The following is a 15,959-nucleotide window of genomic DNA, read 5'->3' as shown; positions in this document are numbered from 1 at the left end:
CTTCTCACTTGTTAAGCTTGTTTTTGCGCAATAATTGCTACCCAGTCTTCCATAAGCGTTACTTCTTGAATAACAAAGCCCGCTCCCGTTAGCGCTTTTTTGACATCTTCTTTTTTCGCACTAATAATACCTGATGTAATGAACATGCCTCCTGGCTTTAATACCTTTGCAGCATCGTCTACAAAACGAACGATTACTTCAGCTAGAATATTCGCCACAACAATGTCAACAGGTCCTTCTATACCTTGCAATAAGTTGTTTTGACCTACTGTTACGACGTTCCCAACTTGATTCAGTTCAATATTTTCGCGAGCAGAACGGACGGCTACTTCATCAAGGTCTAGAGCTTGTACATTACTTGCTCCTAACAGAGCTGCGCCAATGCTTAGCACTCCTGAACCTGTACCCACGTCAATAACAGTATCTCCTGCTTTCACTGTTCTTTCCAATGCTTGAAGAGACATAACCGTTGTTGGATGCGTACCTGTCCCAAAAGCCATTCCGGGATCAAGCTCGATAATCAATTCATCTGTGCTGACTTTTTCATAGTTTTCCCAAGTTGGTACAATCGTAAAACGCTCTGAAATTTTCACGGGATGGTAATATTTTTTCCAAGCAGTGGCCCACTCTTCCTCGTTCACTTCACTGATCGTAACTTTGTTAGCTCCTAAATCAAAGTCGTAAACAAGCAGTCCATTAATTTCTTTTTTGATACCATCCACAGTTTCTGCTAAAAAGCTGTTAACTGGAAGATATGCTTTAATCACTACACCTTCTTCTGGGTAGTCTTCTACGTTTAAATCGTAGATTTCACCAAAAGTTGTATCTCTTTCTTTCACTAAATCAGCAGGATCTTCAATGACTACCCCGCTAGCTCCTGATTCATGTAAAATATGAGAGATGGGTTCAATTGCTTCTTGCGCTGTATGAATACAAATTTCAGACCATTTCATTGCTACCAACTTCATCCTTTCTGCCTTCAGTAATATAGGATTTTAAATATGAACATGACAGATGACAGGTTGGCAAAGTACCTTTACCAACCTGTCTCTGTTTACTATGAAAGACAATTATTCTCCTTTAATTGCTCGTTTTACTTTTGCAAAAAAGGAATCATGCTGCTCATCAACGGCTTCTTGACCGCTCAGTTCAGCGAACTCACGCAATAATTGTTTTTGTTTTTCTGATATTTTTGTGGGAGTTACAACTCGAACGTGAATATGCTGATCTCCTTGACCATATCCTCGTACGTTTGCCACACCTTTTCCTTTTAAACGGAATTTCGTTCCCGTTTGTGTACCAGCAGGAATCTTCAACTTCACCTTGCCGTGTAGAGTTGGTACTTCTACTTCATCACCTAGCGCTGCCTGAGCAAACGTTAAAGGCATTTCGCAGTAGATATCGTCTCCATCACGTTCAAAGAATTCATGAGTGCGCACGTGGAACACTACGTATAAATCTCCCGGAGGACCACCATTTACCCCTGGTTCTCCTTGAGCACTTACGCGCAGCTGTTGACCATCATCTACACCAGCTGGAATTTTAACATTAATTTTACGTCGTTTTGTTACTTTACCGTCACCGTGGCACGTTGCACATTTGTCTTTAATGATTTTTCCTGTACCATTACAATGATGACACGCACGTCGATTTACCACGCGGCCAAACGGCGTGTTTTGTTCAACGTTTAACTGACCTGAACCATTACAGTGCGAACATGTATCGACTTTTGTTCCAGGTTTTGCACCTGAACCGTGACATGTTTCACACGTTTCTTCACGTGGAATTTCAATTGTTGTTTCTTTTCCGAAAACAGCTTCTTCAAAAGAAAGTGTCATCGTGTATTGTAAATCGGCACCTTGTCTCGGAGCATTAGGGTCACGTCTGCGACCACCACCACCAAAGATCGAGCTGAAAATATCTTCAAAGCCGAAGCCGCCAAAGTCTGAGCCGCCTCCACCAAAGCCGCCAAAGCCTTGATTTGGATCAGTATGACCAAATTGATCGTATTGTGCTTTTTTTTGGTCATCACTCAATACTTCATATGCTTCTTTTACTTCTTTAAATTTGTCAGCAGCATCTTCCGCTTTGTTAATATCTGGATGATATTGTTTAGAAAGCTTGCGGTATGCTTTTTTTATTTCATCTTTTGTAGCGCTCTTACTGATACCGAGTACTTCATAGTAATCTCGCTTACTCATCAATACTCACTCCCGAATCGTTTCACATAAACGTAATTGTATCATTATTAATAATTCCATAGCAACATAAAAGTTACTTTCTATTGCTCCCGTGCGCGCAGAGAGCCAAGTGAAAAACTTTCCCTTTCGCTTTTCCACGTTAAAAAAGTCAAAGCCAAGAAATAAGCTTGACTTTGACTTTTTAAAAAGATGTGAATCGCACCATGGCGTCATTCACGTTAGTCGTCAAGATGCATTATTTTTTGTCGTCGTTTACTTCTTCAAACTCTGCATCTACAACATCATCATTTTGAGCGCCTTGTTCACCTGCTTGCTGAGCTTGTTGAGCTTGCTCATACAATTTTACAGTTAACGCTTGAACGATTTCTTGAAGTTCATCTTTTTTCGCTTTGATTTCTTCAAGGTCATTCTTTTCAATCGCTGCTTTTAAAGCATCTTTTGCTTCGTTAGCTTTTGTTACTTCAGCTTCTTCTACTTTTCCTTCAAGATCTTTTAGTGTTTTTTCAGTTGTAAACACTAATTGATCTGCTTCATTGCGTAGTTCCACTTCTTCTTTACGTTGCTTATCAGCATCTGCGTTTTCTTCCGCTTCTTTTACCATGCGGTCGATTTCGTCATCTGATAAACCTGTTGAAGATTTAATTGTAATAGCTTGCTCTTTGTTTGTACCTAAATCTTTTGCACGAACGTTTACGATACCGTTTTTGTCAATATCGAATGATACTTCGATTTGAGGTACTCCGCGTGGTGCAGGTGGAATATCAGTTAACTGGAAACGACCTAGCGTTTTGTTGTCTGCAGACATTGGACGCTCACCTTGAAGAACATGAATATCTACAGCCGTTTGGCTATCTGCAGCCGTTGAGAATACTTGTGATTTACTTGTTGGAATCGTCGTATTACGCTCAATTAGCTTTGTAAATACGCCACCCATTGTTTCGATACCTAGTGATAAAGGCGTTACGTCTAGTAATACAACGTCTTTTACATCACCAGTTAATACGCCACCTTGAATTGCTGCACCAAGTGCAACTACTTCATCAGGGTTTACACCTTTGTGAGGATCTTGACCAGTTTCTTTTTTGATTGCATCTTGTACCGCTGGGATACGAGTTGAACCACCAACTAAGATTACTTTATCAAGTTCGCTTGCAGAAAGGCCTGCATCTTTTAAAGCTTGACGCACAGGAGCCATTGTACGCTCTACAAGGCCTGCTGATAACTCGTCAAATTTAGCACGTGATAAAGATACCTCTAAGTGAAGAGGGCCAGCTTCTCCAGCAGTGATAAATGGTAAAGAAATTTGTGTAGATGTTACGCCTGATAAATCTTTTTTCGCTTTTTCAGCCGCATCTTTTAAACGTTGAAGCGCCATTTTATCTTTGCTTAAATCAACGCCGTTTTCTTTTTTGAATTCAGCGACTAAATAGTCGATGATTACTTGGTCAAAGTCGTCACCACCAAGGCGGTTGTCACCTGCAGTTGCGCGAACTTCAAATACGCCGTCGCCAAGTTCTAGAATAGATACGTCAAACGTACCGCCACCAAGGTCATAAACTAAAACTGTTTGATCTTCATCTGTTTTTTCTAATCCGTATGCAAGTGCTGCTGCAGTAGGCTCGTTAATAATACGCTCTACTTCTAAACCAGCAATTTTACCAGCATCTTTTGTTGCTTGACGCTCAGCATCATTAAAGTAAGCAGGAACTGTGATAACAGCTTTTGTTACAGGCTCACCTAAATACTCTTCAGCATACCCTTTTAAATGTTGAAGAATGATAGCTGACATTTCTTGAGGCGTGTATTGCTTGCCTTCTGCTTCAACCTTATGGTCTGTACCCATATGACGTTTAACTGAAATAATTGTGTTAGGGTTTGTAATAGCTTGACGTTTCGCTACTTCCCCAACTTGACGCTCACCGTTTTTGAATGCCACAACTGATGGCGTTGTACGGTTTCCTTCTGGATTTGGAATTACTTTTGGTTCGCCGCCTTCTAATACAGCGACACAAGAGTTAGTTGTACCTAAATCGATACCAATGATCTTACTCATTGACAATGACCTCCTTCATAATATGTAGTGTTATTGATTCACTTTAACCATCGCAGGGCGGATGATTTTATCTTTTAATTTGTAACCTTTTTGAAGCTCTTCTACTACTGTGTTCGGTTCGTATTCATCGTCTTCTACTTGCATCACTGCTTGATGCTCGTATGGATCGAATGTTTTCCCGACTGATTCAATTGCTTCAACACCTTCTTTTTGAAGTGCCTCTACTAATTGACGGTATACCATTTCTACACCTTGCAGCACGGATTTAGTTTGTTCATCCGCTGTGTTAACTTGTAATGCACGTTCAAAGTTATCAAGTGCTGGTAAAATATCCGAAACTAATGATTGAGCACGGTATTTTTGAGCAGCTTCTGCATCGAGACGTGAACGACGACGGAAATTATCGAAATCAGCTTGTAGACGTAAGTAGCGATTCTCTTCTTCTTCAAGCTGTTGCTTTAATTGATCATTTTCTTGTTGAAGAGGGTTTACTTCCTCAGACACTTCAGCTTCAGTTGCTTCAGCAGAGTCTGTTTGAACTTCTTCAACCACTTCTTCGTTTTGTTCTTCTACTTGCTTTTCGTTTGACAATTCATTCACCTCCCTTAAATGTTTACACACATTTTCACATTTTAAACAACGTTTTTTATTTTATCACAGGGAAAGGATGGAAGTAATATATTCCACCCGATTCCTTTATTCTTTATACAAGTTTGTTAACACTTGAGACATATCTGATGACAGCAGCGTAAGCAAACTAATCACACGCGCATATTCCATGCGGGTCGGTCCCAGTATAGCAATTGTACCAAGCTGTTCGTGACCAAAGGAATAACTAGCTGTAATTAAGCTGCACCCTACCATTTCATTCAATTTATTTTCATGACCGATTTTCACATGTATGCCAGCCTCATTTGGGCTTAACAGCTTATAAAACTGCTGTTCATGTTCAATAATGTTAAACAGCCCGCGAATTTTATTAAGATCATGAAATTCCGGCTGAGCAAACATATTCGTTTTGCCGCCAACTACTAATTTGCCATTCATGTTGAGCTTTAATGCATCATTGAGTATATCCATCGTCTGCTCATATCCTTGAATGTGGCTTTTTAAGAGCGTCGCTACTTCTTTGTACATTTTATCATGTAAATCAGTAATGCGAACGCCGATGAGCTTTTCGTTTAAAATGTTAACCATTTTTTCAATATCGGAAGGTTGAATACTGCTCGGCAGCGTAATCGTCCGACTTTCAACGTGTCCTGTATCGGTCACAATAATGGCAACAGCTGACTGAGCCGTTAAAGGTAAAATCTGCAGCTGTTTTAACTTATGGCTGACCGCTTTTGGTCCTAGCACAATAGACGTTAAACTCGTTAAATCAGATAAAATTTGCGCTGACTTTTGAACGAGCTGCTCCAGTTCTACAATGCGTTCAGCGAATACCGAACGTACCGTGGAAACGTCGCTTGCTTTCAAGTGCTCCGGGGACACTAGATGATCAACATAATAACGATAACCTTTCTCAGACGGAACGCGCCCTGAAGAAGTATGAGTTTTTTCAATAAATCCAAGTTCTTCTAGGTCTGACATCTCATTACGAATCGTAGCCGAACTAAAATTAAACTCTTCTTTCTTAGATAATGTTCGAGAGCCTACCGGCTGCGCAGATCGAATGAAATCATCAATAATGACTTGTAAAATTAATAACTGTCGATCAGTAAGCACGCTTCATCACCTCTGTTAGCACTCTAAAACTCTGAGTGCTAAATCTAATAATAAATTACCAAATCACTATAGCGATGTCAACGATTTGATATTAGATTATCCCAATAAAGGCTTGAAAAACTTCATTCCCCAAAAATCGACCATTGTGTGTTAAAAAGACTGAGCTGTTGTCTTCACCCAAAAGTCCTTTCTCTTTGTATTCTTGAATAGGTTCTCCAAATACATCTTTTAATTCTCGATTGAATTTTTTCTTAAACTCCTCTTTTGAGACTCCCTTCGTTTTACGAAGGCCCAAAAACATTTCTTCTTCCATTTTTTCAGCCTCGGTCACGCTCACTTCATTGAGATATGCATTTCCGTTTTGCTCAACCGAATCAATGTACTTTTTTAATGGTCCAATATTTGCTCGTCTTATTCCGTCTATATAGCTATGTGCGCCTGCGCCAATTCCGTAATAATCGTCGTTGTTCCAATATGTTAAATTATGAATACTCTCGTAGCCTGGCTTTGCGAAATTACTGATTTCATATTGATGAAAACCTTGTTTGTCCATTTCTTTCATGAGCAGCTCATACATAGCTGCTTCTTCTTCTTGAGCAGGCAGAGGCAGCTTCCCTTTGTTCATTAAATTATAAAACACCGTTTTAGGTTCAATAATCAACGAATAGGCAGACATATGCTCCACCTCTAATGAAAAAGCCGTTTGAAGCGTCGAAGAGAAATCAGCTACCGTTTGCTCCGGCAGGCTATAAATTAAGTCTAAGCTTATATTCGACATTCCAATCTTTCTCGCTTGCTCAACACAATCAAATACCTGTCTGTTTGAATGCACACGTCCAATTTTCTCCAATAATCTTTCATTAAACGTTTGTACACCAATGCTTAAACGATTCACACCATAATCATGGAGAAGCTGAAGCTTTTCTTTTGTCAATTCATTCGGATTCGCTTCAAATGTAAACTCACCTTTTTCGTCATAAGGGAGGTACATACGAATCGATTCTAAAAAATACTCCAGCTGCTGTTCATCTAAGGCTGTGGGCGTTCCGCCCCCAACGAATATCGTGTTTAAATTGGTCGTTGGATAACGTTCGACTGTTTGTTTCATTTCTTCTCGCATGCTTTCCAAATACGGCATAACGGGCTGATTTTTGAAAAACACTTTATTAAAGTCACAATAGTGACAAATATGATGACAAAACGGGATATGCAGATATGCTGCCTTCACCATGGACTTCCACCTCAATCACATTTATAAATGATAAAAATACCGCAGAGTCTCTCTGCGGTATTTTTATCTATGTTTGTTCACACTTATTTACAGCGCTCAAAACTCTTTACTATCGTATCAGATTAGCTTGATTTTCAAAACTAATTTGACATGTTAAATAATAGAATTTCAGCTATTAATCTTCGTCCATGCGAAGCACAGCCATGAATGCTTCCTGCGGTACTTCAACAGAACCGACCTGCTTCATACGTTTTTTACCTTCTTTTTGTTTTTCAAGAAGTTTACGTTTACGAGAGATATCTCCTCCGTAACATTTTGCTAAAACGTTTTTACGAATGGCTTTAATTGTTGAGCGCGCGACGATTTTTTGACCGATTGCCGCTTGAATAGGCACTTCGAACTGTTGACGTGGAATAAGCTCTTTAAGCTTTTCTACAATGACTTTACCACGATCGTACGCCGAATCTCTGTGTACGATAAAGGACAGTGCATCGACCGTTTCGCCGTTTAAGAGAATATCCATCTTCACAAGCTTCGAAGGCTGATATCCAATAAGCTCGTAATCAAACGAAGCATAGCCTTTTGTATTTGATTTTAATTGATCAAAGAAATCATATACAATTTCAGCCAGTGGAATTTCATATACAATACTCACGCGATTAGCATCCAAGTACTGCATATCAATAAAGTTGCCTCGCTTCTTCTGACAAAGCTCCATCACAGCACCTACATAATCGTTTGGTACCATCATCGTTGCCTTTACATACGGTTCTTCCACACGTTCAATCTTTTGTGGGTCCGGCATATTAGACGGATTATCTACAGACAGATGAGTCTCGTCTGTTAAATACACGTCATAAATAACGCTTGGAGCTGTTGTAATTAAATCAATTTTAAATTCGCGTTCAATACGCTCTTGGATAATTTCCATGTGAAGCAACCCTAAGAATCCACAGCGGAAACCAAACCCTAAGGCCTGAGACGTCTCTGGTTCAAACTGAAGTGCAGAGTCATTTAGCTCTAACTTTTCTAGTGCTTCACGAAGATCGTTATACTTTGCTGTATCAATTGGATACAGTCCGCAGTATACCATTGGATTCAGACGACGATAACCAGGAAGAGGTTCACTTGCTCCATTTTTAGCAAGTGTAATCGTGTCCCCTACTCGCGTATCTCCAACGTTTTTAATAGCTGCTGTTAAAAACCCTACGTCGCCAACAGAAAGTTCATCTTTAGCAACGGCTTTTGGCGTTAACACACCTAGCTCCGTTACCTCAAACTCTTTTCCTGTTGCCATCATTTTAATTTTGTCGCCTACTTTTACTCGTCCCTGTACGATACGAATAGATGCAACTACACCTCTGTATGCATCATAAAATGAATCAAAGATCAGCGCTTGAAGCGGTGCATCTGGATCCCCTTCAGGAGCAGGAACTTTTTCAACAATTTGTTCTAAAATTTCTTCGATACCAATTCCTGCTTTAGCTGAAGCTAATACAGCTTCCGACGCATCTAATCCAATTACGTCTTCAACTTCTTGACGCACTCGCTCTGGCTCTGCACTCGGCAGGTCAATCTTATTAATAACAGGTAAAATTTCAAGGTTGTTATCAAGTGCTAAATACACGTTTGCTAGTGTTTGAGCTTCAATACCTTGAGCTGCATCTACTACTAGAATTGCACCTTCACACGCGGCTAAACTTCGCGACACTTCATATGTAAAATCGACGTGTCCCGGTGTATCAATTAGATGAAAAGTATACTCTTCTCCATCTTTTGCTTTGTATTGAAGCTGCACAGCATTTAATTTAATGGTAATTCCACGTTCACGTTCCAAATCCATCGAATCTAAAAGCTGAGCTTTCATTTCTCGCTGTGTTAACGCATTTGTTTTTTCTAAAATACGGTCTGCTAATGTTGACTTACCGTGGTCTATATGAGCAATAATCGAAAAGTTTCTGATTTTCGATTGTCGTTTCAATCTTGCTTCTCTATCCATATTTTTTTCACTCCTACTGAAAATCGGCAAAATACACTAAACTAAATTATAACAACACATTCGTCAACATTCAATAAGCATTCCATTGGGGATTTTTCCATACAAAAAAGCAGAAAGAGATTCTGCTTTTAATTAAGAAGATGATGGATAGCCTTAAAAGCTTTTCCTATTGTACTTTTCACGCCTTCCGCTAAACTTTGACCTAGCGAGGAGAAAAAGTTAAAAGCCTTTCGTTTTTCTAGAAACTGCTGTTTTTCGTCAATATTCACGACTTTTTTTGAACCTAAAACAGCCGCTTCCACCTGACCATCTGACGTTTTAGAAACATTAATAACATGTTCAATCGAAGGATCATTATATCCCTTCATTTTAATCAACCCTTGCTGAGCCGTCTGCATCCCTAAAAATACAATGCACAGTAAAAAAATGGTTAGCACTACTGATTTTAAAGTAAATTTAATCATATTATTAGGCCCCTTACTTCTTTATCTTCTGTAGTACTAACCATTATGACTATATTGTGAAGAACTCATTCATCTAAAAGCGTATTAATGAGTATAGGCTCCAAAGTTCTCTTGATCCACTTCATGATGCAAAGCAGCGTTAAGTCCTCCTGCAACTACATTAGCCATATCTTCAATAAACATATCCACTTCTTTTGGCGTAACCATCAAATTATGGCCTAAAGGTGCAAGCACTTCATGAATAAGACGTCTTTTTTCTTCATCGGGAAGGGTGCCAATCATACCGAGATACGTTTGACGCTGCTCTTCATTAGGTAAATCATCCTCCGTGAGCTTCTTTTTTTCTCCAAACGTCATACCAGACGGAAGCAGCGACTTAGACGGCTTTCCCTGCTCTTTCATTTCTCGGCCAAAATGTTTTAAGATAAAGTCAATTGTATCGCTTGTAATGGAAACAGCATCCACCACCGTTGGAATACCTATTGCAATAACTGGAATGCCAAGTGTTTCATAACTGATTTCTTTGCGTTTGTTTCCAACCCCAGACCCCGGATGAATACCTGAATCTGAAATTTGAATGGTCGCATTTACCCGTTCAATCGAACGAGCGGCCAGCGCGTCGATTGCAATGATAAAATTTGGATTCACTTTCTTTACAACGCCAAAGATAATATCACTTGTCTCAATACCCGTCATTCCCATTACTCCCGGGACAATGGCGCTAACGGGTCTAAAGCCATCTTGCACGCTTTCAGGCTGTAGCTCAAACAGATGTCTTGTAATCAACAAATTATCTACTGCCTTTGGTCCAAGCGCATCTGGTGTAACACTTAAGTTTCCAAGACCCACTACAAGACAGCTAGCATCATCTGGAATGTTGAGGCTTTTAATAAAAAAATTCAGCTCTTTAGCAAATACTTCTTCCATGGCCTCTTGCTTTTCAGTATCCTGCTCGCGAATGCCTACCGATTCAAGGGTTACATATCGGCCTTTTTTCTTACCGATTGCTTCTGCGCCTTCTTCCGTAATTTCTACCATTGAAATTTTGACACCTTGTTCTTCTTTTTCTTTTACAATTACGCCTTTGATTTCTGACTGATTATTCGGTTTAGGCTGATTTTCTAACGCTATGTCTTTTGCTTCGACAGCTAAATCCGTGCGCACGCTATAATGACTTAAATCAAGTTCTTTTTCCATTTCTTAACCTCCTAGACAATCTTTGTTGAAATTATTGTCACCGAGGACTGGCAGATTCATGCATTTAAGAAATGAAAAGTGGAAGGAAGGGCGCAATATCAGCTACAAGCTTTTAAAGAGAGCTCTGTCATATAAAATTCCTTGTCAAGGCTATTGCATTCTGTCCTTGTGTTTGATAAAATATCTTTTGTTCTTATTGTGAAGAATGTCGAGTTCTATATAATCTCGATTGTTATCATTTCGGGAGGTGAAACGGATGCCAAACATTAAATCAGCTATCAAACGTGTAAAAACTACTGAAGCTCGCCGTGCTCATAACATTCAAGCTAAATCAGCTATGCGTACTGCAATCAAAAACTTTGAAGCTTTAGTTGAAAACAACGATGTAGATAACGCAAAAGCAGCATTTGCTGTTGCTTCTAAAAAATTAGACAAAGCTGCACAATCTGGTATTATCCACAAAAATGCTGCAGCTCGTCAAAAATCTCGCTTAGCAGTAAAACTTAACGGTTTATCTGCATAATTGAGACAAAAACGATCCCATTAGGATCGTTTTTTTATTGCGCTCTTTTTAATAAAAACAGCTGTAAAATAAGCGCTTTATCCATTTTCCCCGTCTTCATTTCATAATCTGCCTCTGCTAAATCCTTTAAAATTTCTTTAAGCTGCTGTTCCTCAAAACTTCTGCTCTGCTGCAAAGCAATTTTCACACGAAACGGATGAACCTTAATCGTTTGAGCAATTTGCTGCTGACCGTACCCTTGACTAGACAGCTGCTTCGTATGATAAATCAAACGAAACTGCGTCGCTAACAAAGATAAAATTTTAATAGGCTCTTCGTTATTACGCAGTAAATCCTGATACATATTTAAAGCAGTAGAAACCTTTCGCTGAATAACAGCGTCAATAAGTGTAAATACATTTTGTTCAAGCGTTTTTGCCACAAGCTTAAGCACAACTTCTTTTGTAATGACTCCGTCTTGTCCAACGTATAACACCATTTTTTCAATTTCATTTGTCACAAGCGTTACATTAAGACCCACAAGCTGAATAAGCAGCGTCACAGCATCTTCATCCATATTCACTCCATCTTTTGAAAGTAAATTATGAATCCACTGCTTCATTTCTTTTTCACCAAATTCGTTCGCTTCGATGTAAGCTGCTTGTTTTTTTAATAATTTTGTTATTTTTTTTCTTTCATCCAGCTTTTCATAAGGGGCTAGTAGAATTAACGTTGAAAAAGACGGGGGCTGCTCCACATATTGCTGCAGTTTTGCTAGATCATGCTCTACTTTATCTTTCGATTTTTCAGCCGTTAAAAATGCTGCATTTTTCGCAACCACTACACGCTTGTCTCCTAAAAAAGGAAGCGTTTCAGCATCTTCTAGAACTTGATCAATCGATGTTTCTTCTAAATCGTATAGTGACAAGTTAAATTCTTTATCTTCTTCATTTAACGTATAGCCGACGATTTTATCTCTAATCTTTTTGCTCATAAATGCATTGACCCCGTGTATTAAGTAAACGGGGGCTATATTATTTTTGGTAATACTTTTTAAGCTATCAACTGCCAACGTATATACGCTCCTCTTTTTTATTCATCTATATTGATTATGTATAGTTACTGATAAACAAAATACAATTTCTATCGTAAAGGTGTTATGAGTTTTTGGCAACAATACAAAAGGAATTGCCTTAAAACGACAATTCCTCAGTTTATGATAAACATTAACAATATAAGCCCTAGGTTACTTATTTGTTAATGATTAAACCCTTATCTCTATTTTCTCCTCATGTCCATAAAGTATAGTTGTTAACTGTTGTCAGTTTGTGAAAACGCTTTTAAATTGTCTAGATTTTTAAAAAAAGTTAGATTATACTGTAAACAGGAGGGGTGTTAATGAACCAATTTGAAGAAAGTGTCCAAAGTAAACGCAACGACGCTGTCGATTCTGCCGTAGGATTTGGTGTTTCATTTGGCTTTTTCACTGCCTTATTTGTTATTGCAACTGTGATTCACTACTTGGGTTCGTAAAATTGCTTCAAGGCTGCTTCTTAGCAGTCTTTTTTAGTTCGTTTTTCTTACTATAGACTATGGAAGTTGCTGCGAAAACGTTCCTGACTTTTTTGTAAATTCATACATTACCCCACCATCTTCATCCGTTCGATAAATATACACTCCGTAGCTTTTCAGAAGCTCTAATATTTCTTGATGAGGATGACCATAACGATTTTTTTGTCCCGCTGAAACAAGCGCTACTTTAGGATTTAAATGTTGAACAAACTCTTCTGAAGTTGAAGTTTTACTGCCATGATGCCCAACTTTTAATACATCTGCTTTAAGGTTTGGAAAGTCTTTCAATATTCTTTGTTCTCCTTCCCTTTCTAAATCTCCGGTGAATAGCCATCTTAAATTTCCTAACTTAGCGTCTATTACAATTGAGCCGTTGTTGCTCGTTTCTTCGAAACCTGTCGGAGAAATAATCTGAAATAACACACCTCCTTCTTGCCAGCTATCTCCTTGTTGAACAATTTGAACAGGCACGCTTTGTTTTTGAGCAGCGATCACCAAGCCAGTCTCTACATCATTTAATTCAGCTTTTTTCCCAAGCACCAGCTCTCCGACAGCCACTTGTGAAAATAAATGCTGTGCCGCCCCTGCGTGATCATAATCGCCGTGTGTAATAATCATTTTATCTACCCTTGTTATTCCTTTTGAATGCAAAAAGGGAACAAGTACATCTTCTCCCACGTCAAAAGAAGAACGCCGTTTTTGCCATGGTTCTTTTGGAAATGAAACGGTTCCTCCGGTATCGATCATATACACACCTTTTCGATAAGGAAGCTCAATGATAAAGCAGTCTCCTTGTCCTACATCGACCATTGTGACCGTTCCTTTTGGATTCAAATAAGGATACATACATTGTGCGGCTAACAATGCCACGAGAAGAAACATATAGCGAACGAAAAATTCTCCTTCTTCGACCGCCACAAATAAAGCATAAATGCATAAGTACATGCCCAAAAACAGCACAATGTGGGGTTTTCCCGTTACAAAATCAGCGGGAATCCACTCAAAAAAGCCAAGCAATTTTTCACAAAAAAGTAAAAGAATATGAAGAATCTGCTCCAGCAGTTCACTCACTCCCGGCAAGAGGATACGAACAAAAAGAATGAGCAAACAAAGAGGTAATATAACAAGAGAAAACAGCGGTACAAAAACCATATTTAATGGAAAACTGAGGAGAGATACTCCATAAAAATAGTACAACAATAAAGGAAGTGAACTGACTTGTGCAATCGCTGAAACAACCATGAGCTGGCTGAAAGAAGAATGAAAACGAGGTAAAATCGTCTGACTCGATAAAATCAATGCAAAACTAACGGCAAAAGAAAGCTGAAATCCTACATCAAATAAATAGTACGGCTTAAAAAGCAGCATGGCTATAAAAGCAAGGCTGATGCTATCAACCAAAAGAATTTTTCTTTGTATCTTTATCGATATAAGCATCAGCATACTCATAAAAACAGCTCGGACAACTGAAGCGCTGCCACCAGCCAAAACCATGTATACAGGAAGAAGCACAAGTAAAAGCGTAATGGCTCGCTCGCGCGTTATTCCAATCCGAATGAGCAAATAAAAACACATTGCTGTCAGCAGTCCAACATGAAGACCTGATATGGCAAGCAAGTGTATTAAACCAAATTGCTGATAGCGCTTGATACTCTCTTCTTCGATGCCGGTGCGCTCGCCGTAAATTAGTGCCTGCATAAACCCAGCGCCTGGATCCGACATATTTTGTTGAATATAATTAATTCCTTTTTGACGAATAAAGGTAAGGTACGTAAGTGGAGTTAGAGTGGGGAGCTGGCATTTTACCAAATCAAGTCTCTTGACGTTAAGCTGCCAATGAATAGACTGATGGTACAAATATTGCTGATAATCAAATGCATGAAGGTTGCGAGCAGGTGAAGGAGAAGTTAATTGCCCCGCTAGTTGACAAACTTGATGAATCGTTAGCTTTTCGAGCTGCTGTTTCTCTTCCAACGTTTTTAGTTTATAAAAAGCCATGACCTCTTCATTTTGAACCGTAAACTTAAAAGTAAGCTTGTCGCCGTCACTATGCGGCACAGATGAAATTTCGCCTGTAAAAGAAGAAGATTCAGTTAAAAGAACCGTTTTGTTATGCTTATTTGTCTCAGCTAATAGGCAGACGCACAAAACACTCAACAGTGCAGAAGTAATAACCACTTTCCTCGGACATTGTAGCCATTGAAAAATGAAAAGCACGATTAGCAAAAACAGGCTTACAGCGGAATGATTATCATATACATATAAAGCTATCATCATGCTAAAAGCACAGTAAATATAATATCCTTTCACTTTTAGCTCCTTTCTTCTTAAAAGAAAGAGGCTTCTTACTGTTACTAAGTAAAAAACCTCTTTTACCTTTAATTTGCAGTAAACAAAGCGAGAGCTTCACGCTGTAAATTCATCACTTCTGCTTCGTCCGCTCCGCTTTTTTCTAAACGAGCGAGAACATCCGTCACAAATTGAAGCTTCTCTTTACTTTTTAAGTCAATGATTGCTTCATCAAGTTCAACTTTTGCTGTTTTCACTCCCGCCTGTTGAAATAACTCAACAGCATACGGATGATTTTTGTAATCATTAGCGTAATATACTGTTTTAATTCCCGCTTGAATAAGGGCTTTACAGCAGTTTAAACACGGAAAATGCGTGACGTATACTTCCGCATCTTCTGTTTTCACACCAAACTTAGCACACTGCAAGAGTGCATTCACTTCTGCATGAACAGTTCTTACACAGTGTCCATCAATCACATAACAGCCTTCGTCAGCACAATGCACGCCTCCGCTGATCGAGCCGTTGTATCCTCCAGCTATAATACGTTTATCACGCACCACTGTAGCCCCAACAGCCAGACGTTCACAAGTGCTTCTTAAGGCTAGCAAATGGCTTTGTGCCATAAAATATTGATCCCATGAAATCCGGTTCATCTCATTCCCTACCTTTTTATTTAAAACTGAATAATTATAATTATACTTGTCTCTTTCATAGTGTAGCGTT

Annotated in this window: 14 protein-coding genes; 2 read left to right on the top strand and 12 right to left on the bottom strand. The window is 39.0% G+C overall.

The genetic code is table 11. The features are described from left to right. Positions 1–11 precede the first annotated feature (11 nt). The 9 genes from prmA to gpr form a co-directional block, all read right to left on the bottom strand. The gene (gene prmA / locus AC0KUU_RS01695; protein WP_043976702.1) at positions 12–953 is read right to left on the bottom strand and encodes a 50S ribosomal protein L11 methyltransferase; all 942 of its coding nucleotides are present in this window, start codon (positions 951–953) and stop codon (positions 12–14) included. Positions 954–1,070: 117 nt separating this feature from the next. Beyond that, the gene (gene dnaJ, locus AC0KUU_RS01690; RefSeq protein ID WP_013059241.1) at positions 1,071–2,201 is read right to left on the bottom strand and encodes a molecular chaperone DnaJ; all 1,131 of its coding nucleotides are present in this window, start codon (positions 2,199–2,201) and stop codon (positions 1,071–1,073) included. 235 nt (positions 2,202–2,436) lie between these two features. Continuing rightward, the gene (dnaK, locus tag AC0KUU_RS01685; protein WP_013059242.1) at positions 2,437–4,254 is read right to left on the bottom strand and encodes a molecular chaperone DnaK; all 1,818 of its coding nucleotides are present in this window, start codon (positions 4,252–4,254) and stop codon (positions 2,437–2,439) included. A 30-nt stretch (positions 4,255–4,284) separates the two neighbouring features. Next, positions 4,285–4,845: a nucleotide exchange factor GrpE gene (grpE, locus tag AC0KUU_RS01680; RefSeq protein ID WP_013059243.1), complete on the bottom strand. Its 561-nt coding sequence runs from the start codon at positions 4,843–4,845 to the stop codon at positions 4,285–4,287. A gap of 105 nt (positions 4,846–4,950) precedes the next feature. Continuing rightward, entirely contained in the window at positions 4,951–5,979 is a 1,029-nt protein-coding gene (gene hrcA, locus AC0KUU_RS01675) for a heat-inducible transcriptional repressor HrcA (protein ID WP_043976185.1), read from the bottom strand. Positions 5,980–6,070: 91 nt separating this feature from the next. Beyond that, entirely contained in the window at positions 6,071–7,210 is a 1,140-nt protein-coding gene (hemW, locus tag AC0KUU_RS01670; protein WP_025750551.1) for a radical SAM family heme chaperone HemW, read from the bottom strand. A 175-nt stretch (positions 7,211–7,385) separates the two neighbouring features. Further along, positions 7,386–9,209, bottom strand: coding sequence for a translation elongation factor 4 (gene lepA / locus AC0KUU_RS01665; protein ID WP_013059246.1), 1,824 nt, complete (start codon positions 9,207–9,209; stop codon positions 7,386–7,388). 128 nt (positions 9,210–9,337) lie between these two features. Continuing rightward, positions 9,338–9,673 (bottom strand): DUF3679 domain-containing protein, encoded by a 336-nt coding sequence (locus AC0KUU_RS01660; protein WP_013085063.1) that lies wholly within the window; start codon positions 9,671–9,673, stop codon positions 9,338–9,340. 84 nt (positions 9,674–9,757) lie between these two features. Then, complete coding sequence (gene gpr / locus AC0KUU_RS01655) at positions 9,758–10,870, bottom strand: GPR endopeptidase (RefSeq protein ID WP_237074123.1); 1,113 nt, start codon at positions 10,868–10,870, stop codon at positions 9,758–9,760. Between the two features lie 256 nt (positions 10,871–11,126). On the opposite strand from gpr, the gene rpsT reads away from it, so the two are divergent. After that, on the top strand, positions 11,127–11,393 hold the full coding sequence (rpsT, locus tag AC0KUU_RS01650; protein ID WP_013059249.1) for a 30S ribosomal protein S20: 267 nt from the start codon (positions 11,127–11,129) through the stop codon (positions 11,391–11,393). A 34-nt stretch (positions 11,394–11,427) separates the two neighbouring features. Here the strand turns inward: rpsT and holA are convergent, their stop codons facing one another. Next, the gene (gene holA / locus AC0KUU_RS01645) at positions 11,428–12,444 is read right to left on the bottom strand and encodes a DNA polymerase III subunit delta (protein WP_043976175.1); all 1,017 of its coding nucleotides are present in this window, start codon (positions 12,442–12,444) and stop codon (positions 11,428–11,430) included. Positions 12,445–12,770: 326 nt separating this feature from the next. Between holA and AC0KUU_RS01640 the strand changes: the two genes are divergently transcribed. Further along, positions 12,771–12,905 (top strand): YqzM family protein, encoded by a 135-nt coding sequence (locus tag AC0KUU_RS01640; RefSeq protein WP_013059251.1) that lies wholly within the window; start codon positions 12,771–12,773, stop codon positions 12,903–12,905. Between the two features lie 57 nt (positions 12,906–12,962). On the opposite strand, the gene AC0KUU_RS01635 is transcribed toward AC0KUU_RS01640, so the two are convergent. Together AC0KUU_RS01635 and AC0KUU_RS01630 are read right to left on the bottom strand one after the other, a co-directional pair. Beyond that, on the bottom strand, positions 12,963–15,254 hold the full coding sequence (locus AC0KUU_RS01635) for a DNA internalization-related competence protein ComEC/Rec2 (protein WP_237074121.1): 2,292 nt from the start codon (positions 15,252–15,254) through the stop codon (positions 12,963–12,965). Between the two features lie 68 nt (positions 15,255–15,322). Then, positions 15,323–15,889, bottom strand: coding sequence for a ComE operon protein 2 (locus AC0KUU_RS01630; protein WP_025750557.1), 567 nt, complete (start codon positions 15,887–15,889; stop codon positions 15,323–15,325). Positions 15,890–15,959: the final 70 nt, after the last annotated feature.

It is taken from the genome of Priestia sp. ST2, from assembly GCF_055810735.1.
The sequence above is the reverse complement of the archived record's forward strand: the minus strand, read 5'-3'. Positions and strand labels throughout refer to the sequence as shown.